The sequence below is a fragment of the Aeromonas sp. MTB genome, assembly GCF_056632455.1.
Window position 1 is genome coordinate 230,001 of the sequence record NZ_CP147026.1, and the last position, 24,750, is coordinate 254,750.

The following is a 24,750-nucleotide window of genomic DNA, read 5'->3' on the forward strand; positions in this document are numbered from 1 at the left end:
AGGTGGGCCAGGCGACGGTTGTCCTGGTGAAAGTGCGTAGGTGGTGTTTCTAGGCAAATCCGGAGACACAACACTGAGACACGAGACGAACGCACTACGGTGCGGAAGCCATTGATGCCCTGCTTCCAGGAAAAGCCTCTAAGCTTCAGATTACAAGTCATCGTACCCCAAACCGACACAGGTGGTCGGGTAGAGAATACCAAGGCGCTTGAGAGAACTCGGGTGAAGGAACTAGGCAAAATAGAACCGTAACTTCGGGAGAAGGTTCGCTCTTGATGGTGAAGTCCCTTGCGGATGGAGCTGTCGGGAGTCGCAGTGACCAGATGGCTGGGACTGTTTATCAAAAACACAGCACTCTGCAAACACGAAAGTGGACGTATAGGGTGTGACACCTGCCCGGTGCCGGAAGGTTAATTGATGGGGTTAGCGCAAGCGAAGCTCTTGATCGAAGCCCCGGTAAACGGCGGCCGTAACTATAACGGTCCTAAGGTAGCGAAATTCCTTGTCGGGTAAGTTCCGACCTGCACGAATGGTGTAACCATGGCCATGCTGTCTCCACCCGAGACTCAGTGAAATCGAATTCGCCGTGAAGATGCGGTGTACCCGCGGCTAGACGGAAAGACCCCGTGAACCTTTACTACAGCTTGGCACTGAACATTGAACCTACATGTGTAGGATAGGTGGGAGGCTTTGAAGGCGTGACGCCAGTTGCGCTGGAGCCGTCCTTGAAATACCACCCTTGTATGTTTGATGTTCTAACGCAGGGCCCTGAATCGGGCTCGCGGACAGTGCCTGGTGGGTAGTTTGACTGGGGCGGTCTCCTCCCAAAGAGTAACGGAGGAGCACGAAGGTTGGCTAATCCTGGTCGGACATCAGGAGGTTAGTGCAATGGCATAAGCCAGCTTAACTGCGAGACGGACAGGTCGAGCAGGTACGAAAGTAGGTCATAGTGATCCGGTGGTTCTGAATGGAAGGGCCATCGCTCAACGGATAAAAGGTACTCCGGGGATAACAGGCTGATACCGCCCAAGAGTTCATATCGACGGCGGTGTTTGGCACCTCGATGTCGGCTCATCACATCCTGGGGCTGAAGTCGGTCCCAAGGGTATGGCTGTTCGCCATTTAAAGTGGTACGCGAGCTGGGTTCAGAACGTCGTGAGACAGTTCGGTCCCTATCTGCCGTGGGCGTTGGATGATTGAAGGGAGTTGCTCCTAGTACGAGAGGACCGGAGTGAACGAACCTCTGGTGTTCGGGTTGTCACGCCAGTGGCACTGCCCGGTAGCTAAGTTCGGAATCGATAACCGCTGAAAGCATCTAAGCGGGAAGCGAGCCCTGAGATGAGTCATCCCTGACCCCTTGAGGGTCCTAAAGGGCCGTTGGAGACCACAACGTTGATAGGTGGGGTGTGTAAGCGCGGCGACGTGTTGAGCTAACCCATACTAATTACCCGTGAGGCTTAACCATACAACACCCAAGAAGTGTTTCTGGCCTTGTAGCGAATGAACGAACTACTAATTCAGTGATAATGACCAAGTCGTTACTCACGTCAGCTTTCTAGATTAAAGAATTTGCCTGGCGGCCATAGCGCCGTGGAACCACCTGATCCCATGCCGAACTCAGAAGTGAAACGCGGTAGCGCCGATGGTAGTGTGGCATTCGCCATGCGAGAGTAGGACACTGCCAGGCACCCAATTAAACAGTGATGTGAAGAATCATGTCACTGGCTGCGAGGATGACACCTCAGAAAATGCAGCAGAAGATTTAGCGCAAGCTAACCGAATGCGGAGCGGTAGTTCAGTCGGTTAGAATACCGGCCTGTCACGCCGGGGGTCGCGGGTTCGAGTCCCGTCCGCTCCGCCACTAATTTGAAGGCCTTCCCGATTGGGAAGGCCTTTTTGCTATGGGCGATTTTGTCCATAAGACCCACAGGTTTGCATACCAGAACGAACACAAAGCCCAGTCTCACGACCGGGTTTTGATGTTTTAGCCTGCTGGTGAGCTGCCGACATCCCACCACGATGGCAATACCTTCCCCTGTTGGTGTTCTTGCTACTGTTTCCACCTCTGTATCGCAGCACATCCCATCTTGGCGATATTGTTCCGCTGCGAGCTGATAGAGCTTGAGGATTAAATCAGGTCATCTTGCAACGGTACGTCATCGCTTCCGCTTGTTTGTTTAATTCCCGTGTTTGTTTATGGATTTATTCCATTAAAACAGTCTCTTATCAAGAATGAGCTGTTTTGTAGCAGGAATACCACACGAGGTAAATGATAATCATTATTGTTTGAATGATCCGGTCGGGGTCGTTACAATGCGGGCTGATTAATAAAGTGCTTTTCAAATGAGCCTTTTCTAGCACTGCGTCTGGCCGGATGCCAGGGCGTTGTAATGAGTGAAGTAAGGGAATACGTCACCTTCCTACTAATAATGTTCAGGCTAAAACATGACAATTTTGAAACCGAACAAGCTTGCCTTGCTGATCTGCTCCCTTCTTACGACCCAGGCCTATGCTGCCGAACAAGAGGTGATGGTCGTCACCGCTTCCGGCTTCCAGCAGAAGATTGAAGACTCTGCCGCCTCCATCTCCGTGATTACCCGTGAGCAGCTGGAAAAGCGGGCCTATCGCGATGTGACCGATGCCCTGAAGGATGTGCCCGGTGTTGTGGTGACTGGCGGTGGCAGCAGCAGTGATATCAGCATTCGCGGTATGGGGTCGAAATACACTCTGATGCTTGTTGATGGCAAGAAGGTGGATAGCCGTGGCACTCGCCCGAACAGCGATGGTCCGGGTATCGAGCAGGGCTGGTTGCCGCCACTGCAGGCGATTGAGCGCATTGAGGTCGTCCGTGGCCCCATGTCATCCCGTTATGGTTCCGATGCTATGGGGGGCGTGATTAACGTGATTACCCGCAAGACCACCGGCCTGGCCTGGCAGGGCTCGGTTCATGCTGATTCGACCTTCCAGGAGAACAAGGATGCCGGCAATAGCTTCCAGACCGATACCTATACCGCAGGTTCACTGATCGATGGCGTGTTGGGCCTGCGTTTCAATGGTCAGCTCGCCCATCGTGGTGAAGACAAATTTACCCAGGGTTTTGCCGAGCAAGAGACTCGCAGTGGCACGGCGGTGCTCAGCTTCAAGCCTGATGACCATAACCGCTTTGATCTGGAAGCCAGTCGTAGTCTGCAGGATCGGGATCGCACGGCCGGCAATTCGCTGGCTGCCAAGGCGAAAGATAGCCTTAACCGCTACGAGCGCACCAACTATGCGTTGACCCATGATGGCCAGTATGATTTCGGCTCTTCCAGCAGCTATCTGCAGCAGGAAACCAACACCAACCCCGGCCGCAAGATGGAGCTAACCAACACTATCGCCGATACCCATACCCAGTTTATTCTGGGTGATCACTACCTGAGCGTCGGTGGTCAGTATCGCTATGAGGATCTGCACGATCAGGGCAATACCCTGAAAGTGGCCAACCCTGCCGAGCAGCTGACTCGCTGGAGCTGGGCGATGTTTGTCGAGGATGAGTGGTCACTCACCGACAGCTTTGCCCTGACCGGTGGCGCCCGCATGGATCGGGATCAGAATTACGGCTCTCACTGGAGCCCGCGCCTCTACGGAGTTTGGCATCTGGATGATAGCTGGACCCTGAAAGGGGGCGTATCGACCGGTTACCGCTCCCCTGACTTGCGAATGTCGGCGGCCAACTGGGGTCAGGTCACCGGTGGTGGCAGCCTGGATGGCATGCTGGTCGGTAACCCGGACCTCAAACCCGAGACTAGCGTGAGTGAAGAGATCGGCCTGCTGTGGAACGGTCATCAGGGCTTTAACGCCGGTGTTACCCTGTTCAACACCGACTTCAAGAACAAGATCTCCGAAGTGCGTCGTTGCACCAGCAAGAGCGATCCCGCCTGTACCCTCAATGGTCACAGCTATGACTTCATCAGTGATCGGGTCAACGTCGACAAGGCGAACATGCGCGGTGTCGAGGGGATGATGGATTGGGCCATCAATGAGGATTGGTCGGTCAGCTCCAGCTACACCTTTACCCAGTCCGAGCAGAAGAGTGGTCCACTGGCGGGTCATGCCCTCAACCAGATGCCCCGTCACATGTTCAACGGCAGTGTTGACTGGCAAACCACCGAGGATCTCAGCCTCTGGTCACGGGTCAACTTCCGTGGCGAGACCTCCGAGTACCTGAGCCGGGTCAAGATGGCGGAGGGGACGCCTTCCTACACCTTCTTTGACATTGGCCTGGTCTACAAGGCCAACAAGCATCTGGATCTGACTGCCGGGGTCTACAACCTGTTCGACAAGACGGTGGATTACAGCAGTTATGGCACTGTGCTGGATGGTCGTCGCTACAACTTGGGCGTAACCTACAACTTCTGATAGGGAACCTGTTATGCGGCCGCCACCTTCCGATGGCGGCCGTTTTTATTGCGTGTCCGTCAGGGGGGCTATGCCTGATAGGGGGCGGCTTGCCAGGTATTGCGCCCCAGTCCCTTGGCCTGATACATGAGGGCGTCAGCCTGCCGTAGTAGTTGGTCGGCATCAGCCTCTCTCTCTGCGGCTACCCAGACTGCCCCGGTGCTGATGGAGAGGGTCACCTCGCCGCTGCTGGTGTGCAGGGTTTGCCGGTTGCTCTCCAGGCAAATACGCTCGGCCCATTGCTCTGTCTCAGCCAATGTGGCCAGCGGCAGCAGCAGGCAAAACTCCTCGCCGCCGATGCGAGCCAGCAGAGCCTCTTCGGGCAACAGGTTGGTCACAGTCGTGGCCAGCTTTTCCAGCAACAGATCTCCGATGCCATGACCAAAGCGGTCATTGGTCTCCTTGAAGTGATCCACATCGAACAGCAGCAGAGCACAGGGAGCCCCGCTTGCCAGCCGTTGCTCCATGGCGGGCATAAATGCCCGTCGGTTGAGGAGGCCGGTCAGGGGGTCGGTACTGGCTTGTTTCTCCAGTCTGGTGTTGGCTCGGCTCAACTCGGTGGTGCGGCTGGCAACAGCGCGGCGCAGTTGCACTATGTAGGCCACCATGATTAACACTCCGGCAAACAGTAGCCAGGGACCGAGATGGATGGGGTAGACGGTTTCGACATGCATCCACTTGCGGATGATCCTCTCCCGATCGCTCTCTTTGAGCTTGGCGAAGGCCTCTTCCAGCCGGTTTAACAGGGCAATGTCGCCCTTTTTCACCGCAAAGCGGATCTGGTCGGTATAGAGGTGGCGAACCGGAATAAAGCGGGTGGGATCGTCCGAGGTATAGATGTAGAAGTTGGCGACCTGCAGATCGGCGATAAAGGCTTTTATGTCGCCCCGAAGCCGCCAGCAGGGTGTCATTGTCGTCGAAGGTCTGCAGTCTGGTGCCGGGGAAGTAGCGTCTGGCGTAATACTCCTCGTAGCCACCGGCTACCACTCCGACCGTTTCATGGAGCAGGTAGTAATGTACATCGGTGCCGCGCAGTTCGCTCGAGAAGAAAAGTTGGGAGTCGAGCTGGGCGAGAGGCCGGCCATAGTCGAACAGTTTGTCTCGCTCCGGTGACCAGAGCAGTCCGGCGTGAACGTCCGCTTTCCCCTCATGAAGCTGGTCGAGGGAGCCTTGCCAGTCGACCAGCCTGAACTCGATCTTCTGGCCGGTCACCCGGGCATATTCACGCCACAAATCGATCAGCAGGCCATCCGGCTGGCCCGACTCATTGATATAGGAGAAGGGCTGCCAGGCTTTGGAGTTGGTAATGATGAGCGGCTCTTCCGGGGCTTTGGCCCAAACTGGCAGGGCAAGGGCGAGCAGCAGGAGCCCCCACCCGATACTGACTATGACTCCAGTCCTGGAAGAGGCCATCCTTGCTCCAATCCGTTGCCGTATGCCGTCCCGTGGTCATCGATTATCACCGCCTTTCTCATCGAAGAACAAGCGCCCAAATGATGAAGTTTGCATGATGCAAATGGCGCCATGACAAGGCTGGCGGATAGAGTGACTACTTACAGCGGCAGGCTGATCCGCGCCTCCAGTCCCCCTTGTGGCCGATTGAGCAGGGTCAGCTCGCCGCCGTGCTGATGGACAAGCGTGCGGGCGATGGAGAGGCCCAACCCGACACTGCCGGACTCGGTGTTGCGCGCTTCATCGAGCCGCACGAACGGCTTGAACACATCCTCCAGCCGCGCCGGATCGATCCCCGGCCCGTTATCGCAGACCCGGATCAACAGCTCCTCCTTGCGCCGCTCCAGCGACACTTCGGCGCTGCCGGCATATTTGATGGCGTTGCCGATCAGGTTCTGCAGCACCCGGCGCAGGGTGTTGGCCCGGCAGGCGTAGACCTCTTTGCCCTCCGCCAGACAGGTGACCGGCTGGCCGGTATCGGCATAGTCATCGCACAGGCTGACCAGCAGGCTGACCAGATCCAGCTCGCGAGTGGCCTCCTGCTGCCCCTCCTCGCGAGCAAAGCTGAGGGTCGCGGCCAGCATCTGTTCCATCTGTTGCAGGGTCTGCTGGATGCGCTCCTTGTCCTCGCTATCGGCCAGAAACTCGGTGCGCAGCCGCAGGCTGGTGATGGGGGTACGCAGATCGTGGGAGATGGCCGCCAGCATCCGGGTTCTGTCCTGCACGAAGCGGTCGAGCCGGGTGTGCATCCGGTTGAAGGCCTGAATCGATTCGCGGATCTCGGTCGGCCCCTCCTCTTTCAAGGGTTCGATATCCTCGCCCCGTCCTAGCCGCTCCGCATTGCCTGCCAGCTGCTTGAGCGGGCGGGTGGCACGGCGAAACAGCAGCACCATCAGCCCGATCACCAGACTGGCGACCAGCATCAGGTTGAGGGTGGTCTGCCACGACCAGCTGCCCGCCTCCTTGTCGACCAGCGAGCTGAACTGCAGCCAGCCCCCCTGCGGCAGTTCGATGGAGCCATAGAGCCGCATATCCCGTGGCGGGGGCGGTCCCTTGCGATCCCGCATCATGCGGGCATGATGTTCCCACGCCTTGCTGCGCTGGGTATCCTCTTTCAGCTCGGCGCTGATCTCGACGGTGAGGCCGGCGGGGTAGTTGAGGCGCGAGCGCACCAGCTGCTCGAAGCGGGGACTGCGGTTATCCGGTTGCAGCGGCTCGTCGGAGAGGCGCAGCAGCAGGGTCTCGCTGCGGCTCGCCTTGAGGATCTCGTCATAGAGGGACGGGGGGGAGAGGGAGAGCAGCCTGACCACCGAGATGATCCGCTGCATGGCGTTGCGGCTGTTGACGAAGCCGAGCGCCTCCTCCCGATCCGTGCGGTAGATCTGGATACTGAGCAGCTGGATCAGGATCAACCCTGCCAGCGCCACCAGAATGATCTGGCCGGTCAGCCCCTTGGGCCACATCCGTGCCCACAGTCGTCGCAAGGTGCCCACTGCTTAAACCTGCGTCACGTCGGCGGAGAACATATAGCCACCACCCCAGATGGTTTTGATCAGTTCCGGATTCTTGGGATCCCGCTCCAGCTTGCGGCGCAGGCGGCTCACCAGGGTATCGATGGCGCGATCGAAGGCTACCGCCTCGCGGCCACGGGCCAGATCCAGCAGTTGATCCCGGCTCAGCACCCGTTGCGGGCGTTCGAGAAACACCTTGAGCAGATCGAATTCGGCGGTGGAGAGGCTCAGGCCCACCCCATCCTCATCGACCAGCTCCCGGCGATTGACGTCGAGCAGCCAGCGATCGAAGCGCAGATCCCGGGTTAGGGTTTCGGCGGCGGGCTGGGTGTCGGCCTGGGTGCGGCGCATCACCGCCTTGATGCGCGCCAGCAGCTCGCGCGGGTTGAAGGGCTTGGCCAGATAGTCATCGGCGCCCATCTCCAGCCCTATGATGCGGTCGGTCTCTTCCCCCATGGCAGTCAGCATAATGATGGGCAGGTTCGATTTGACCCGCAGCTCGCGGCAGAGGGTCAGACCATCTTCACCCGGCATCATCAGATCCAGCACCAGCAGATCGAACTCCCGCTCCTCCAGCAGTCGCTTCATCTCCTTGCCATCCCGGGCACAACTGACCCGCAGGCCGTGCTGTTCGAGAAAGCGTTTCAAGAGATCGCGGATCTCGCTGTGATCGTCGACCACCAGAATGTGGGTGTTGCCCTGGTTCATGAATACCTCCCCTGCTTGGCGTTGGCCCGAGTATACGAAAATCCGGACGGCGGTTTGTGTCAAAGTGTGCCAGATCCGCACGATGCCACACTCTGCTACAAAAAAGGGCGATGCTGGCAAAGTTCAGACACCGATAGGGTGTTTATTTGAGGGCAAGGCAAGAGCGCCGAACCAGAATCATCCCTACAGGAGATAGACCATGAAAAAGCTGACCAAAACCCTGCTGACCGCCACCCTGATCCTTGGCCTGCCGCTGGGCGCCTATGCAGCCAGTGAAGCAGCCCCCACCGGCCAGCCCGGTGCCATGGTGGATTGCCCGATGGACGGTGGCGGCATGATGGGTGGCAAACACCACGGTGGTCGCCACGACAAGATGGCCCGTATGCAGAACATGACCCCGGAGCAGATCCAGGCCAACCTGCAGCAACGTTATGACCGTATTGAAGATCCGGCCAAGAAGGCGGAGTTCATCAAGAAGCTCAACGAGCGTGCCGCCGGTATGACCAAGCACGCCGAAGCGATGAAGCAGTTCGCCGAAGCGAACCAGTAACTACGCCCGCTGTTAAAACCAAGGGTGGCCGAGGCCACCCTTTTTGTGTTTACTGCGTTGAGCAGCAGATTGGTTGAACGCTGGTGATTGCCAATAAAAGAGGGGAGCCCAGTGCTCCCCCTCTTGCTATCTGTGCCGATGCGGGTGTTCAGCCCACTCCACCGGACGATCGAACTTAGCCTTGAGCCTTGTCGGTCAGGTCTACTTTCTTGACGGTTTCGCCTTCGAACTTGATGACCACGTTTTTCTTGGCGGCGTCGGTATCTTTCAGCAGGGTTTTGGTGGTTTCTGCCAGCAGCGGAGAGGCCTTCTTCAGGGCATCCAGATCATAGGTCCACACTTCCAGACCGGATTCGGTCTTGGTGGTGGCAGGAGCGCCCAGCTTCTCTTTGACTGCCTGCTTGTTGGAGCCGCCTTCCTTGATATCCAGAGCCTTTTTGATGGCTTCGTTGGATGCGCTGTCCACTGCACCTGATACGGCGGTATTAGCTGCATCCTTGACGCTGCTGGTGACGCTGTCGGTCAGCGAATCCATCAGGCCGGCATTGGCAAACAGGGGCAGGGTGGTGAGGGCAACCAGCAAACTCTTTTTCATTTTCTACAGCTTCCATGGGTTCAATGAGGCGGCTATGAAATCAGCAAAGATATTGGGCGTCAAGTGAGGCATGCAATTAACATTTCTGTTAACTGGATCTCATTTCTCACCAGCCGCAAACAGTTTTGGTATCTCCCGTACCAGCCAGCTCTTGGCCTTGCCCATGGTGTCTCGCCGCCAGGCCAGCACCACCTGCAGCTGATGGCGATATTCTGGGCTGATCACCTTGAGCCGTCCGGCTCGGATGTCCTCCTCAATCCAGCTCTGTGGCATGGTGCCGACCCCGATCCCTGCCAGCAGGGCATCCCGTTTCTCCGTCATGGTGCTGACGGTGAGGCGCGGCTGCTTGTCGAGCAGGCGGTAGGTAAGTACCGGTTTGCGCAGGGCTGTATCAGCGACCGCGATGGCGCGGTAGCGGCGCAGGGTCTCGTCGGCCAAGGGTTCGGGCTCCTGATGCAGCGGATGATCGGGATGGGCGACGTAGAGCATCACCTCGTCCTTGATCACCTGATGCTTGATGCCGGTCATCATGATGTCCGGGTTGATGGAGGAGATAAGCAGGTCGGCGCGACCATCTTCCAGACACTCCCAGCTACCCGCCAGCACCTCGGCCCGCAGCCGCAGTCGGGTATCGGTCTGCTCGGCCAGCTTCTCCACCAAGGAGTAGAGGGCCTGCACCGGGACCAGTGCATCGACGGCGACTGTGATGTCGGTCTCCCAGCCACGGGCCAGCGCCCGGGTCTCTCCCACCAGATGCTCGGCTGCCTCCAGCAGCACCCGGCCGCGCTCCAGCAGCATACGTCCGGCCGGGGTGAACTTGGTGCGGTGGCCACTGCGGTCAAACAGCATGGCATCCAGTTCGTCTTCCAGCTTCTGCACCGTATAGCTCAATGCCGAGGGCACCTTGCCCAGCTCGTCGGCCGCCGCCGCAAAGCTGCCGCGGCGGTCGATGGCGTCCAGCACCCGGATTGCTTCCAGGGTCAGCGCCCGCTCCTTGTTCGATTCCTTGGCCATTCCTTACCTTCAATTTTTTTGAATATGTTTGCCAGTTTATCTCGCTAACAAGTTAGGTCATGTCACTTTAATATTCAATCAACGCTTAGGCAGGAACGTCGAGCGGCCAAATATGCGGGTAGTTCCGCACTGTGACACACCAAATCGGTCTGTCTGATGTCGGTGAAAGAACAACACACTATTTGAATAACCTCTTGCATGGATGCATTGATTCTGGCCGAAAAGGCCTTGGCAATGACATATAAAACAAGAGAGTGAATGAACATGAAAAACGTAATCAAGATGCTGGCCGTTGCAGGCCTGATGACCACTGGTTTCGCCCAAGCTTCCGTACCGGCTGACTTCAACGCCATGCCCGGCGTGCTGTTTGTGAACTGGAACGCCACTGCCGCACTGGATGGCAAAGCCAATCCGATGCTGGAAGTGCGTGACGAGTCTGGCGATCTGCTGGCATCAGTCCACGCCAATCTGACAGGCACCCAGCAGGTGCGGATCCCGAGCCGTACCCAGGGCAACCTTACTGTCAGCCTGGCTGACCAGAGCAGCGAATACCGTATTCCGTTCGGTATCGGTAGCGGCAAACAGCGTTAATCAACCGTCCCGGTAGGTGAGGAGCAGACCATGATGCAATTGAGAGCCGCAGAAGCGCGGGGCAAGGCCAACTTTGGCTGGCTGGACGCGCGCCACAGTTTCTCCTTCGGTCACTACTATGACCCGGAGTGGATGGGACACTCGGTACTGCGGGTGATCAATCAGGATCTGGTTGCGCCGGGTGGCGGATTCGCCACCCACCCTCACGCCAATATGGAGATCCTCACCTGCGTGCTGCAAGGCACCATAGAGCACAAGGACAGCCTCGGCCATGCCGAGCAGATCCCGGCAGGGGATTTCCAGCTGATGAGCGCAGGCAGCGGGATCCGCCACAGCGAGTACAACCCCTCGCAGACGGATCCTCTCTCCCTGTTGCAGATCTGGATCGAGCCGAACGAGTTCGGCACGCCACCCGGGTATCAGCAGAAGAAGATCGAGTCTAGACCGGGCATGACGCTGGTGGCGTCACCGGATGGCGAGGATGGATCGCTGCGGATCCGCCAACAGGCCCGCGTATGGCGGCTGGAACTGGCCCCGGGCGAGACGCTCGAATGGGCACTGGCTGGCCGGCACGGTTACCTGCAGATGATTTCAGGGGAGTTGACCGCCAACGGTCTGGCTGCCCGACCCGGCGACGGGGTACTCAGTCGTGATGAATACCGGTGGGAGCTGGTTGCGACCAGTGCCAGCCAAGCTCTGTTATTTGACCTACCCTGAAGCAGTCAGCGGTGATGTGACACAAACGAGGAATATGAAATGGACAAGATGAAAGATGTAGCGCTGCTGGCGGGTCGTGTACTGCTGGCGCTGATGTTCGTAATGGCGGGCTGGAGCAAGATCGGCGGCTATGCCGGTACTCAGGGCTATATGGAAGCGATGGGCGTGCCGGGCTTTATGTTGCCGCTGGTGATCCTGCTTGAGCTGGGTGGTGGCCTTGCCGTCGTGCTGGGTCTCTTTACCCGCAGCCTCTCCGTGCTGCTGGCCGGTTTCACCCTGATGGCTGCCTTTATTTTCCATTATCAGCCTGCAGAACAGATGCAGATGCTGATGTTTATGAAGAACGTCTCAGTGGCCGGTGGTTTCCTGGCGCTGGCGGCGGCCGGAGCAGGGGCTTTCAGTGTGGATGCCCGTCTCGGCAAAAACTGGTAATGCCCTGAAGAGTCAAGTTTTCCAATGCCTTTTGGCCGGTGCAACTGCACCGGCTTTTTTCTGTCTGCGTTTTCTGGATAGGTGAGGCGACGGCACAAATCTGCGGCGCCCCTCATGATTCCGCTTCTTGCCCGCCGCTGGCCGCAAGAGCCTTTTGCATCTTCCCCCCCGATCCCCGACAATTCCCTCTCTTGTGAAGTGACGGAAATGGCTCGCCTTTTCCCTCGCCCCCTCTCATCCACAGGCGGGAATTGCTCATGTTTACCCTCTACCACTCCAATCAGCTGGATCTGCTCAAAGAGCTGCTGGTGAGCCGCATCCGGCAGGCCCCTCTCTCTCACCCCTTCGATCGGGAGCAGATCCTGGTGCAGAGTCCGGGCATGGCCCAGTGGCTCAAGCTGGAGCTGGCCAAAGCCTTCGGCATTGCCGCCAATATCGACTTTCCGCTGCCCGCCAGCTTTATCTGGGAGATGTTCACTCGGGTGCTGGCAGATGTGCCGCGCCAGAGCCCCTACAACAAGGGATCCATGAGCTGGCAGCTGATGACCATTCTGCCTGCCTTGCTGGAGCGCCCCGCCTTTGCCCCGCTCGCCGCCTATCTGGGCGGGGGAGATGAGGAGGATCCTGCCCAGGAGCCCGAGCAGGTGCGGTTGTGGCAGCTCTGCCAGAAGGTAGCGGATCTCTTTGACCAGTATCTGGTCTACCGGCCGGACTGGATTGCCCGTTGGGAAGAGGGGGAAGGATTGAGTCAGGAGCTGGCCGGGGTGAGCGGTCAGGATTGGCAGCCAGAGCTGTGGCGCGAGCTGGTGGCCCGCACATTGGCGCTCTCTCCGAGCGGCTACCACCGTGCCAACCTCTACGAGGAGTTTATCCACGAGCTGGAGCGTACCGCCGATCTGCCGGGCAAGCTGCCGCAGCGGGTCTTTGTGTTCGGCATCTCGGCGCTGCCGCCGCGTTATGTGGAGGCGCTGCTGGCACTCGGCAGCCGGCCGGAGGTGGAGGTGCACCTGTTCGTCACCAACCCCTGCCGTTACTACTGGGGGGATCTGCTGGATCGCAAGACGTTGGCGCGCCTCGACAACAAGCTCAAACCCGGCACCGATATAGAGACATTGCAAGGCCCCGCCAACCCGCTGCTCGCCTCCATGGGCAAGCTGGGGCGCGACTACCTGCATCAGCTGATGGAGCTGGAGGTGCCGCAAATCGAGGCCTTCGTCGATATCGACGAGCTGGATGGCAAGGGCAATATCAAGCTGCTGCATGCCATCCAGAAGGATGTGCTGGAGCTGGCAGAACGGGGCGCCGGTCAGTTCGATCTCGACAGCAGCCACCACAAGAGCCCCATAGATCCGGCGGATGGATCCTTGCAGATCCACGCCTGCCATGGCCCGATGCGCGAACTCGAGGTGCTGCACGACCGGCTGCTGGCGCTGTTCGAACAGGACCCGACCCTCACCCCGAAAGATGTGGTGGTGATGATGCCGGATGTGAACAGCTACGGCCCCTATATTCAGGCGGTGTTTGGTGCGCGCGGCCAGATCCCGTTTGCGGTCTCGGATCGGGCGGCGAGTCAGGAGAGCCCGCTGCTGCAAAGCTTCCTCGCCCTGCTCAGGCTGCCCAACGCCCGCTTCGGGGCTGGCGAGCTGCTCGCCATTCTCGAGGTGCCCGCCGTGCTGCGCCGCTTCGAGCTGGATGATGACGAGTTCAACCAGCTGCGGGTCTGGGTGCAGGAGACCGGCATCCGCTGGGGGCTGGATGACGGCCATCCCGTCCGTTTCGATCTGCCGCCCATGTCTGGCAACAGCTGGCTGTTCGGCCTGCGCCGCATGCTGCTCGGCTTTGCCATGGGGGATGGCGAGCCGGTGGCGGGCATCCTGCCCTACGCCGATATCGAGGGTCAGCAGGGGCTGGCGCTCGGCAAGCTCGCCTGGTTCGTCGATTCGCTGGCCGAATTCCTGCCCCGCCTGCAACAGGCGCAGCCGCTGGCCGAGTGGAATGCCTGCCTGCTGGCGCTGCTGGAGCGCTTCTATCTGGCCGACGAAGATGAAGAACGTCAGCTCCAGCTCATTCGCAGTCAGCTGGCCGAGTGGCAGACTCGGCTCGGCGAGGCCCGTTTCGAGCAGCCCATTACCGCCGACCTGTTGCAGGATTACCTCGGCAGCGTGCTGGGGGAGTCCCGCTCCAGCCAGCGCTTCCTCGCCGGTCAGGTCAACTTCTGCACCCTGATGCCGATGCGTTCCATCCCCTTCAAACAGGTCTGCCTGCTCGGCATGAACGATGGCGTCTACCCGCGCACCCTGGCTCCCATGGGGTTCGACTTGATGGCGGTGGCGTCGCGGCGCGGGGATCGCTCCCGTCGTGATGATGACCGCTACCTCTTCCTCGAGGCGCTGCTCAGCGCCCAGCAGGGGCTCTATATCAGCTATCAGGGTTTCAGCGCCCAGGACAACAGCGACAAGGTGCCCTCGGTGCTGCTGGCGGAGCTGATCGACTATGTGCGGCAGGGCTTTGTGCTGGCGGGGGATGAGGAGCTGGACGACGAAACCTCCGGCAAGCGGCTGCTCAACCACCTGATGGTGGCGCATCCGCTCACCCCCTACAGCCGCAACTACTTCTATCCGGAGCCGGGTTCGCGCCTCTTTACCTATGCCGCCGACTGGTTGCCCGCCCTCAATCCGGTGCGTGGCGCGGCCAACTTCCAGAGTGGCGAGCTGCCGCTGCCTCCCGAATGGGGCAAGGAGCAGGGGCTGGAGCTGGCGGAGCTGCTGCGCTTCTATCGCCAGCCCACCAAATATTTCCTCAACCGCCGCCTCAAGGTGTGGTTTGAGCTGAACGAAGCCAACATCGAGGACAGCGAGCCGTTCGAGCTGGATGGCCTGCAAAATTATCAGCTGAAAGATCTGCTGCTTGATGCCCATCTGGCAGAGGGGGATAGCACCGAGCGGCGCGAGCGGTTGCAGCTCACCGGCCTGCTGCCGCAAGGGTGGTTCGGCAGCCTGCTGCTGGACGATCTGGATGCCGAGATGGGCAAGCTGGCGGATCGGCTGCGGCCATGGGTTGCGGCCAATGAGTCAGAAAAGCAGGCGGTGGAGATCGATATCTCCCTCACTCAGGGCCAGCTGCAAGGGTGGATCGACACCCAGAAGGGGCGCTTGCTGGTGGTCAAACCCGGCAGCTTCAACGGCAAGGATCTGCTGCTGGGCTGGATCCAGCACCTCTGCCTCTCATTGAGTGGCGCCCCCGGCGACACCCTGCTGTTCGATGCCAAACAGAGTCTGCGACTGCCCAAGCTCTCTGCCGACGAGGCGCGCCCCAAACTGGCGGCGCTGGTGGCCTGTTGGGCGCAGGGGATGAAGCGGCCGCTGCCCTTCTTCCCCAACACCGCCTGGGATTGGCTCAAGGCGATCGAGAAGGATCCCGACAAGCCGGAGGCAGCCGACAAGGCGGCCCTCACCCGTTTCAACGGCGGCTGGATGATCAATGGGGAGGGGCAAGACGTTTACGTCGCCCGCTGCTTCCCCGAACTCGATGACGAGGTGCTGGGGCAGTTGCAGGCGCTGGCCCGCGAACACCTGACTCCGCTGCTCAAGACCCTGGAGGAGCTGAAATAATGGCTAACCCGCTCAATACCCTGCGTTTTCCCCTCCATGGTGAACGACTGATCGAAGCCTCTGCCGGTACCGGCAAGACCTACACCATCGCCGGTCTCTATCTGCGTCTGCTGCTGGGCCACGGCCCGCTCATCGAAGAGGGGGCTGATGCCGGTCAGCCGAGCGCCCACGAGCGGCCACTCTCGGTGACCGAAATTCTGGTGGTGACCTTTACCGAAGCGGCCACCGCCGAGCTGCGCGGGCGGATCCGCGGTCGCATTCACGAGGCGCGGCTCGCCTTTATGCGCGGCCATAGCAATGACGCTCTGTTGAACATGCTGCTGGACGAGGTGGATGATCACGAGCTGGCGGCCCGCCGCCTGCTGGCCGCCGAGCGGCAGATGGACGAGGCGGCGGTCTTTACCATCCATGGCTTCTGCCAGCGGATGCTCAAGCAGAACGCCTTCGAATCCGGCGCCCTCTTTGAAACCGAATTTCTTACCGACGACAGCCAGCTCAGGTTGCAGGCGGTGAGCGACTACTGGCGATCCGAGTTCTATCCGGTGGATAAAGCCCTCGCCAGCGCGGTGCGTGCGCTCTGGCCGAGCCCCGCCGCCCTGCTGCGGGAGATGGGCAGCTGGCTCGACAACAGCGAGCTGGAGATCCACCCCGCGCTGGGGGACGAGACCCTCGCCGTCCGCCATCAGGCGGCCATGAGTCGCATCGCGGCGGTGAAGAGCGAATGGCTGGCGCAGACGGACGAGATCCGCCGCCAGACCGACGGCCAGATCAGCCGCTACACCGGCAAGAACTACGAAGGGTGGCTCGCCAAGATAGCCGACTGGGCGCAAGACGAGAGCAGTGGCTACGCCATTCCCAAGGAGCTGGAGCGTTTCGGCCAGACGGTGCTGGAGGAGAACCTCAAGAAGGGGGGCGCTGTGCCGACCCTGCCGCTGTTCAGTCAGATAGACGAGCTTCTGGCTAGCCGCCCCGGTATTCGGGATCTGATCCTGCAACGGGCCGCCAAGGTGGTGCGCAGCCGGATGCAGGCGAGCAAGCGGCAGGCTCATCAGCTCTCGTTCGATGACTTGCTCAAAGACCTCGACGGGGCGCTTGGCTCCAGCCTTGGCGAGCGGCTCTGCGAGCGCATTCGCGCCACCTATCGGGTGGCGATGATCGATGAATTTCAGGATACCGACCCCCAGCAGTACCGCATCTTCCATCGGCTTTACGGCGGCCACACAGACACGGCGCTGTTGATGATCGGTGACCCCAAGCAGGCCATCTACGGCTTTCGCGGCGCCGATATCTTTACCTACATTCAGGCGCGGCGAAATGTGAGCGCCCACTACACCCTCGGGCGCAACTGGCGCTCCAGCAGTGCGCTGGTGGGGGCGGTCAACGGCTTGTTCGAACGGGCCAAGGATCCCTTTATCTACGAGGCGGATATCCCCTTCCTGCCGGTGGAGGCGCAGGGCAAGAGCAAGGCGCTGCTGCTCGATGGCGCCACCGCGCCCGTGCTCCACTGCTGGCAGCTGACCGGCCAGCCCACCTTCAACCGGGGGGATTACCAGAGCAAGATGGCCCGCGCCACCGCCGCCGAGATCCACCGTCTGCTGACCCTGGCCCGTGAGGGCAAGGCATTGATCGGTGATCAGGCGGTGAAGGCCGGAGATATCGCAGTGCTGGTGCGCACCGGCGCCGAGGGCAAGCTGGTGCAGCAGGAGCTGGCGCGGCTCGCCATCGCCTCCGTCTATCTGTCGAACCGCGAGAGTGTGCTGGAGCAGACGGAGGCGCGGGAGATTTTGCTGATTTTGCACGCCTGCCAGAACCCGAGCGAAGAGCGCAGCCTGCGGGCGGCGCTCGCCACCGGGCTGTTTGATCTCGACGCCAAGGCGCTCGATGGGCTGGCCAGCGACGAGCGGGCGTGGGAGAGCGCGGTGCAGGAGTTTATGGAGTACCGCAAGATCTGGCACCGCCGTGGCGTGCTGGCCATGCTGCGGGCCCTGCTGCACCGGCGCAATCTCGCCTCTTCGCTGTTGGCGAGCCCCTATGGCGAGCGGCGGTTGACCAACTTCCTCCATCTTGGCGAGCTGCTGCAACAGGTGAGCAGCGAGCTGGATGGCGAATATGCCCTGCTGCGCTGGCTGGGGGAGGCGGTGAGCCGCCCCAACGGGCAGGATGCGGAGCAGGTACTGCGGCTCGAATCCGAGCGGAAATTGGTGCAGATCGTCACTATCCACAAATCCAAGGGGCTGGAGTATCCGTTGGTGTTCCTGCCCTTTATCTGCAGCCACAGAACCGCCGAGACCCCGCTCTATCACGAGGCGGACGAGGCGGGCAATCGCACCATTCTCGATCTCACCGGCGCCGACTCGTCGCTCGCTGAAGCGGACAGGGAGCGCCTTGCCGAAGATTTGCGGCTGCTCTATGTGGCGCTGACCCGGGGCGTCTACGCCACCTGGCTGGGGCTGGCGCCGGTGCGGGCGGGGGCGGGCAAGTCGGAGAAGACAGACCTGCACCACACCGCCATCGGCTACCTGCTGCAAAAGGGCGAAGAGGGGGATGCACAGACGCTGGCGACCGCCCTCACCGAGCTGGCACAGGCGCTGCCCGGGGTAGCCATCGGTGAGCCCTCGCTCACCCGTCCGGCCCCGCTGCCGCCAGAGGAGGAGCTGCTGGGCGAGCCGCAGGTGCGCCACTTTAGCGGTTCCCTTGAGCGGGACTGGTGGATCAGCTCCTACTCCGGGCTGGCGGCGCAGGGTCACGGTCACAGCAAAGGCGTGCTGGCCAATCCCGGCTTCGATGACGAGGTAGTGACCGAGGCGGCCGCGCTGGCTTCCGAGCAACCGGACGAGGCGCCCCAGCCCTCCATCTTTACCTTCCCGAAAGGGGCGCGCCCCGGCACCTTGCTGCACAGTCTGTTCGAGACCATCGACTTTCAAAGCGCCGCGGGCGAGCCGTTGGCGGAGCATATTGCCACCCTGCTGGCGCAGGACGGCTTCGACGAGAGCTGGGCCCCCGTGTTGCAACAGCAGGTGGAGGCGGTGCTGGATACCCCGCTGGAAACAGGCTTTGGCGAGCCGGTGCGGCTGCGGGATCTGGCCCCCGAGCGCAAACAGGTGGAGCTGGAGTTCTTCCTGCCCATGGGGCGGGTGACGGCACCGGCGCTGACCGCGCTCTGCCAGCAGCACGACCCGCTGTCGCGGGGCAACAAGCCGCTCAGCTTTGCCACCGTGCAGGGGATGCTCAAGGGCTTTATCGATCTGGTGTTCGAGTGGCAGGGGCGCTGGTATCTGCTCGACTACAAATCGAATCACCTCGGCATGAGCCCCGCCGATTACAGCCGTCCGGCGCTGGAGCGGGCGATGGCCGAGCACCGCTACGACCTGCAATACCAGCTCTACTCGCTGGCTTTGCACCGGCTGCTCACCCTGCGCCTGCCGGGTTACGATTTCGAGCAGCACTTTGGCGGCGTTTTCTATCTGTTCCTGCGCGGCATGCCGCAGGGGGGCATTTTCCATACCCGCCCGAGCCGTGAACTGGTGCTGGGGCTGGATAAGTTGTTTCGCGAAGGTAGTGAGCTGCCAGCAGCGGGATCTCAAGCATTGAACGAGGTAGAGGCATGAGCGGCACCATGATCAGCACCGCAACCAGCGCAATGATGGTTGAACGGTTGAAAACACTGGCGCTGGCTGGCCGCATCCGCCAGCTGGATCTGCAATTTGCCCGGCTGGTGGCCGACCTTGGCGGCAGCCCCGAGCTGGTGCTGGGGGCGGCGCTCGCCTGCTTCGAGCTGGGGCGCGGCCATGTCTGTCTGCCGCTTGAAATGTTGACTGCCGGATCCCTGCGACCGTTCGGGCTGGATCCCCAGCAGAGCCGGGATCTGTTGTCTGATCTGGCGGATCCTGCCCGCTGGCCCGCCCTGTTTGCGGCAAGCCCGCTCGTGGGTACGGAACAGGATGAGGGGCTCGCCCCGCGCTGGCCGCTGCGGCTGTGGCACGGGCGGCTCTACCTCACCCGCTACCACGATCATGAGCAGGGGGTGGCCCGCCATCTGCGTGCTTTGAGTGAACGTGCCGAATGGCCGGAGATTGCCCCGGCCCTGTCGCGGCTGTTTGCCCGCGACTACGGGTTGGTGTTCGCGGCGCTGCTCAAGGCCCGCCTCGCCCCCGATTTTTCGGCCCGCCACTTTATCGAAAAGTATCTGGATCTGGTGTTCCCGAACGAGGTGGATTGGCCCGCCATCGAGGCACTGCTCGCCAGCGCCCAGGCGGCGAGCGATTTGAGCAAGCTGGATGCGCTGGTGCCCGAGGCGCTCTGTTGCAACGGCCAGAAGCTGGCGGCGGCCACCGCGGCGGCGCGCCCATTTGCGGTGATCTCCGGCGGCCCCGGCACCGGCAAGACCACGACTGTGGCGAAACTGCTCGCCATTCTGGTGGAGACCGGCCTGCAAGCGGGCAAGGCCCCGGCGATCCGGCTGGTAGCCCCCACCGGCAAGGCGGCGGCGCGCCTGACCGAGAGTATCGGCTCTGCCCTGCAGGCCCTCGATCTGCCCCCCGAGTGGGTCGAAGCGATCCCCACCGAGGCGGGCACCCTGCATCGACTGCTCGGGGTCATTCCGGGGCGCAGTCAGTTCCGCCACCACGCGGGCAACCCGCTGCACCTCGACCTGCTGGTGGTGGATGAGGCCTCCATGGTCGACCTGCCGATGATGGCGCGCCTGCTCGATGCGTTGCCGAGCCACGCCCGCCTGATCCTGCTCGGTGACAAGGATCAGCTCGCCTCGGTGGAGGCGGGGGCCGTGCTCGGCGATATCTGCAGCTTTATCGAACAGGGCATCAGCCCGGCGCAGGCGGATTGGCTCTCCCGTCAGACCGGCTACCGCTTGCAGGGCATGCCCGCGGGGGCCCCGGTGCGCGACAGCCTCTGCTTGCTGGCCAAGAGCTGGCGCTTTGATCAGCACTCTGGCATCGGCCAGCTGGCGCGCGCCTGCAACAGCGGCGATGCCGCGGCGGTGGAATCAGTCTGGGGCGCAGGATTCGCCGATATCAGCCTGCATCCCTGGGCGGGAGAGGCCTACGACGCCCTGATTGCCCAGGGGGTAGCCGGTTACGGCAGCTATCTGAAGGCGGCCCGCGCGGGGGAAGCGCCCGCCGCCGTGTTCAAGGCATTCAACAGCTTCCAGATCCTCTGCGCCCTGCGCGACGGCCCGTTCGGGGTGCAGGGGTTAAACGAGCGGCTGGAACTGGCCCTGTCACGGGCAGGCCTGATTGCCCGCGATGGCGACTGGTATGCCGGTCGCCCGGTGATGGTGGTGCGCAACGATCACGGGGTCGGCCTCTACAACGGCGATATGGGGCTCTGCCTGCCCGATGAAAGCGGGCGGCTCAAGGTCTGGTTCGAGCAGCCGGATGGCTCTCTGCGCGCCCTGTTGCCCAGCCGCTTGCCACCCCACGAGACGGTCTACGCCATGACCATCCACAAATCCCAGGGCTCGGAGTTTGCCCATACCGTGCTGGTGCTGCCCGACAGCCCCAGCCCGCTGCTGACCCGTGAGCTGGTCTACACCGGCATCACCCGCGCCAAGGCGCAGCTCGATCTCTACGGTGATCGCGCCCTGCTGGCACAGGCAGTACGGAAAAAGACCGAGCGTTATTCCGGTCTGGCGGAGAGGTTGGGGGAGTGATTGATTGGATGGCGGTAAAGGGAGTTGCTGTTGACCCGTTACGCTGTGCTAATTGCACCAACAGTGCTGTGGCAATGAGCGGTATGTTTTATGACCGTGACGCACGGTAATGGTGCTTGTCATTTTTGCTACTTAAGGTATTGATTTTTAAAGGGTGTTGTCTCGGTGCGCTTTTTGTGGGTCGGCACATGTAATTTTGTTTTATAAATAGCGCAGCGTGACATACCCAGTAGGGAGGAAGGTCGTGATTGAAGAGGCACTTTCGTATAAGAATCTTGGCCCTTGTCTGAGCAGTGATTTGGCCGCATACCTTGTAGAGAAGCATGGATTGACACATGAAGCTGCTCGCCAACGGATCAGACGATCAAGTAATCGAGTAAAACAGCTAGCATATTTAACGTTTTCTAGAGGGACTCGCTTTACATATTTAGAACAAGATTACGGTTCTCCAATGTTCTGGGGACATTTGTTTAAAGCAATTTATAGCCAGAAAGGTGCGTACGCTTTAGCTCTAGGTGCTGTACAGGCTAGAGGGATTGTTCCTATAGAGCATTTTTATACCATTTGTGGTTCACCAAAAGCTCAGCAGAAAAAAATTAGTGCATTTAGTGTATTGGAAAGAATGCTTGATGCGAGGATTTTTGTAAAAGACGAAGTAGATGGTATAGGGGAGTGTATCCTTACTAAGGATTTATATGATAGGAATGAATTGAAAGAGCTGGAAATAATTTCTGTTCGTGCAAGGTTACTTGCTGAAGAAATATTTATTGGCGCCATGAAAGAGTGGCTTAGAAGGTTATCTATAGCAAGTTTTGATTGTATCAAGACCAGAGGTGACATCAATAGTCAACCAATGGTTGGACCATTTTTTTGGGATCTTTCATCACCTAGTTACTTAGCTCCATTAGTCGATTGGAATAAGCAGGATAAGCCCAATCCTGGCTTTGTTGTTTGTGATGTTTTATTTTCAAAAAATGTAGGGCTAATTCATATAGAGCCATTTTTAAATAAAATAAACTCACTGCAAGCATTGAAGAAAATAAACAAGGTTATTTACATTTTTGTTGCCCTTAGCTATGAAAAAGAAGCACTGAATAAGCTTAAAGAAAAAGGCGTTATACCAGCAACACCAGAAAGTCTTTTTGGTAAAGATATAGCGGAAGCATTCATATCTTTAATCGATATTACTAAAAAGTCAGCTATAGGAGAGATTGAAAGTAAAGCTTTTGATGAAGTGATTACAAGGTTAGGCAGTCTCGAAGGTGCTATGGGTAATATGCGTGGCGCGTTCTTTGAAATACTGGTCAGTCACATAATAAGAAATTCTACTGCTGGCAATGTCTATCTTAATAGAACATTTCAAAATAATGGTGGAGAAAAGGCTGAGGTTGATGTTTATGTCGTTCCTCAAGTCGGTGAGCCAAGAATCATCGAGTGTAAAGCCATGAAGCCAGGTTCTTTTGTGAGTAATGAAGAAGTAAATAGATGGTTAGATATTAGAATTAAACGAGTCAGAGAGCATTTGCAGAGACTAGAAATAACGAACAAAAATGGTGGCATTCCTAATTTCGAGCTGTGGACAACTGGACGTCTGTCTGATGAGTCAATTGCCCGTATTGAAAGGACTAAAGAAGCAAATAAAAAGAAATTTAATCTTTTGGTTTTTGGTCCGAATGAAATAAGGAATGTGGCAAGTTCTGATGATGCAGCTTTGAAAATATTGAAAGAGCATTTTCTTCCTAAGGCTTAGCATATCTCGTATGTTGGGCTTCGCAGGCTCAGCGCCAACCTACCGATTGTGTAGGTTGTGGCTGAGCGTAGCGAAGCCCAACGTTTACCGCGAAATCTCTTTTTCCTTCCCCTCATCACCGACCCTTCTCCTCCTTTTCTAATAAACGGGAGAAGGGAGCAATGTAGTGGTCTAATCATCCCGGACACCATTTTAGGTGGTACAGTCGCCACCGTGACCTGAGGTTTTCAATGACAAGATTACGTCGCTCATTTACTGCCGAATTCAAACTCGAAGCCGCATCCCTGGTGCTCGACCAGGGATATTCTGTCCCTGAAGCCAGCCGTTCACTGGATGTCGGTGAAACCGTGCTTCGTCGCTGGGTTCAGCAGCTTCAATCCGAACGCTGTGGTACAACCCCCACCGGAAAAGCACTGACTCCTGAGCAGCAGAAAATCCAGGAGCTGGAAGCCCGTATCAATCGACTCGAACGTGAAAAGGACATACTAAAAAAGGCTACTGCTCTCTTGATGGCGGACGAGTTCACACGTACGCGCTGATAGACCGATTAAGGGAGCAAGCCCCTATCACCCTGGTCTGTTGCGCTTTCGATGTGCCCACTTCCTGTTTTTACGATTATCTGGCCCGCAGGCGGACGATTAACCGTGAGCGCATGCAGCAGCGCTGTGAGTTGCGCCGGTTGTTCAAAGAAAGCAGGAGCTCGGCAGGCAGCCGCGCCTTGATGTCGATGATGCGGGAGCTGGGGTATCAGATTGGCCGATTCAAAGTACGTAACCTGATGAAGGAAGCCGAGTTGGCATCCAAACAGCCAGGCGCACACCGCTACAAGGTGGCACGGTCTGAACGACCGGACATTCCCAATCTGCTGGCCCGCGAATTTGATGTCCAGCAACCCAATCAGGTGTGGTGTGGCGATATCACCTACGTCTGGGCAGGTGACCGTTGGCATTACCTGGCAGCGGTGCTTGACCTGCATACCCGACGGGTTGTGGGGTGGGCGATGTCAGATAAACCAGATGCCGAGCTGGCCATCAAAGCACTTGAGATGGCGTATCAGCAACGAGGTTGTCCGTCAGGCGTGCTGTTTCACTCTGACCAGGGCAGCCAATATGGTAGCCGGGCATTTCGGCAACGACTGTGGCGCTATCGCATGACCCAGAGCATGAGTCGGCGTGGCAACTGCTGGGATAACGCCCCGATGGAGCGGTTGTTCAGAAGCCTGAAGTCAGAGTGGCTGCCGGCAACGGGATACATGAGCGTACGGGAGGCAAAGCGGGATATCAGTTATTACCTGATGGATTACTACAACTGGCGGCGTCCACATCAACACAATGACGGGATACCGCCAGCAAAAGCCGAAGAACGGCCTAACCAAGTGTCCGGATTTAGTTGACCACTACAAAATGCCGTTACCGCAGTCCGATTACGCTTCGCTAATCGAACCTACGTGGCTGACGATCATATTACCGGTGCCGCTTTATCCCCTCTCCCTCTGGGAGAGGGCTAGGGTGAGGGGCGCAGGTTGGCACAATATGCTGCACTTGGTCACCCCTCTTGCGCCGCCCGATTATTCCATCCCCCAAATGACTGAATCGTGAGTTAAATCCGGTAAATGGGGCGCGCTTGAGCCACACTTATGGCCACCCTGATTCAGCCTGCGTCGTGAGTGGCCGATAACCGGGGAAACGGTGGTGTGGTGGGGTTCTGGCTGACA

14 protein-coding genes, 1 tRNA gene, 2 rRNA genes and 1 pseudogene (1 of these 18 cut by a window edge) are annotated in these 24,750 nt (G+C 59.1%); 13 read left to right on the plus strand and 5 right to left on the minus strand.

Annotation, left to right across the window (positions count from 1 at the left end):
- From WBR25_RS01120 to WBR25_RS01135, 4 genes are all read left to right on the plus strand, one after another.
- Positions 1–1,465: ribosomal RNA gene (locus tag WBR25_RS01120) — 23S ribosomal RNA — on the plus strand; it begins 1,423 nt to the left of the window's first position.
- A gap of 107 nt (positions 1,466–1,572) precedes the next feature.
- Positions 1,573–1,687, plus strand: a 5S ribosomal RNA gene (gene rrf / locus WBR25_RS01125).
- A 97-nt stretch (positions 1,688–1,784) separates the two neighbouring features.
- Positions 1,785–1,861 (plus strand) — tRNA-Asp (locus tag WBR25_RS01130).
- Between the two features lie 584 nt (positions 1,862–2,445).
- Positions 2,446–4,398, plus strand: coding sequence for a ligand-gated channel protein (locus WBR25_RS01135; RefSeq protein ID WP_479749271.1), 1,953 nt, complete (start codon positions 2,446–2,448; stop codon positions 4,396–4,398).
- 68 nt (positions 4,399–4,466) lie between these two features.
- Here WBR25_RS01135 and WBR25_RS01140 read toward each other — a convergent pair.
- The 3 genes and pseudogenes from WBR25_RS01140 to WBR25_RS01150 all read right to left on the minus strand — a co-directional run bounded on the left by WBR25_RS01140 (position 4,467) and on the right by WBR25_RS01150 (position 8,108).
- Positions 4,467–5,850, minus strand: a pseudogene (locus tag WBR25_RS01140) (transporter substrate-binding domain-containing diguanylate cyclase).
- Between the two features lie 140 nt (positions 5,851–5,990).
- On the minus strand, positions 5,991–7,352 hold the full coding sequence (locus WBR25_RS01145) for an ATP-binding protein (protein WP_323906432.1): 1,362 nt from the start codon (positions 7,350–7,352) through the stop codon (positions 5,991–5,993).
- A 33-nt stretch (positions 7,353–7,385) separates the two neighbouring features.
- Positions 7,386–8,108 (minus strand): response regulator, encoded by a 723-nt coding sequence (locus WBR25_RS01150; protein ID WP_040068709.1) that lies wholly within the window; start codon positions 8,106–8,108, stop codon positions 7,386–7,388.
- Positions 8,109–8,307: 199 nt separating this feature from the next.
- Here WBR25_RS01150 and WBR25_RS01155 point away from each other — a divergent pair, with 199 nt between their 5' ends.
- The gene (locus WBR25_RS01155) at positions 8,308–8,658 is read left to right on the plus strand and encodes a hypothetical protein (RefSeq protein ID WP_005355311.1); all 351 of its coding nucleotides are present in this window, start codon (positions 8,308–8,310) and stop codon (positions 8,656–8,658) included.
- 175 nt (positions 8,659–8,833) lie between these two features.
- On the opposite strand, the gene WBR25_RS01160 is transcribed toward WBR25_RS01155, so the two are convergent.
- Positions 8,834–9,253, minus strand: coding sequence for a hypothetical protein (locus WBR25_RS01160; RefSeq protein ID WP_150389907.1), 420 nt, complete (start codon positions 9,251–9,253; stop codon positions 8,834–8,836).
- Positions 9,254–9,352: 99 nt separating this feature from the next.
- Positions 9,353–10,267 carry a LysR family transcriptional regulator gene (locus tag WBR25_RS01165; protein WP_150389906.1) on the minus strand — a complete coding sequence of 305 codons (915 nt, stop codon included), beginning with the start codon at positions 10,265–10,267 and terminating at the stop codon, positions 9,353–9,355.
- Positions 10,268–10,525: 258 nt separating this feature from the next.
- Here WBR25_RS01165 and WBR25_RS01170 point away from each other — a divergent pair, with 258 nt between their 5' ends.
- From WBR25_RS01170 to WBR25_RS01205, 8 genes are all read left to right on the plus strand, one after another.
- Positions 10,526–10,858 carry a hypothetical protein gene (locus WBR25_RS01170; RefSeq protein WP_041202176.1) on the plus strand — a complete coding sequence of 111 codons (333 nt, stop codon included), beginning with the start codon at positions 10,526–10,528 and terminating at the stop codon, positions 10,856–10,858.
- Between the two features lie 30 nt (positions 10,859–10,888).
- Positions 10,889–11,575, plus strand: coding sequence for a pirin family protein (locus WBR25_RS01175; RefSeq protein WP_005355292.1), 687 nt, complete (start codon positions 10,889–10,891; stop codon positions 11,573–11,575).
- 39 nt (positions 11,576–11,614) lie between these two features.
- Positions 11,615–12,007, plus strand: coding sequence for a DoxX family protein (locus tag WBR25_RS01180; RefSeq protein WP_005336513.1), 393 nt, complete (start codon positions 11,615–11,617; stop codon positions 12,005–12,007).
- 257 nt (positions 12,008–12,264) lie between these two features.
- The gene (recC, locus tag WBR25_RS01185) at positions 12,265–15,618 is read left to right on the plus strand and encodes an exodeoxyribonuclease V subunit gamma (RefSeq protein WP_479749272.1); all 3,354 of its coding nucleotides are present in this window, start codon (positions 12,265–12,267) and stop codon (positions 15,616–15,618) included.
- Positions 15,618–19,226 carry an exodeoxyribonuclease V subunit beta gene (gene recB, locus WBR25_RS01190; protein ID WP_479749273.1) on the plus strand — a complete coding sequence of 1,203 codons (3,609 nt, stop codon included), beginning with the start codon at positions 15,618–15,620 and terminating at the stop codon, positions 19,224–19,226. The genes recC and recB overlap by 1 nt, the downstream gene beginning before the upstream one ends.
- Positions 19,223–21,286 (plus strand): exodeoxyribonuclease V subunit alpha, encoded by a 2,064-nt coding sequence (gene recD / locus WBR25_RS01195; protein ID WP_479749274.1) that lies wholly within the window; start codon positions 19,223–19,225, stop codon positions 21,284–21,286. Before recB ends, recD begins: the two co-directional genes overlap by 4 nt.
- Before the next feature lie 244 nt (positions 21,287–21,530).
- Positions 21,531–23,036: a hypothetical protein gene (locus tag WBR25_RS01200; RefSeq protein WP_479749275.1), complete on the plus strand. Its 1,506-nt coding sequence runs from the start codon at positions 21,531–21,533 to the stop codon at positions 23,034–23,036.
- A 230-nt stretch (positions 23,037–23,266) separates the two neighbouring features.
- Positions 23,267–24,429, plus strand: a protein-coding gene (locus tag WBR25_RS01205; RefSeq protein WP_479749276.1) for an IS3 family transposase whose coding sequence is annotated in 2 segments (ribosomal slippage) — positions 23,267–23,522 and positions 23,522–24,429 — 1,164 coding nt in all. Because the reading frame shifts where the segments join, the coding sequence is not laid out codon by codon here.
- The last annotated feature ends 321 nt before the right edge of the window (positions 24,430–24,750 follow it).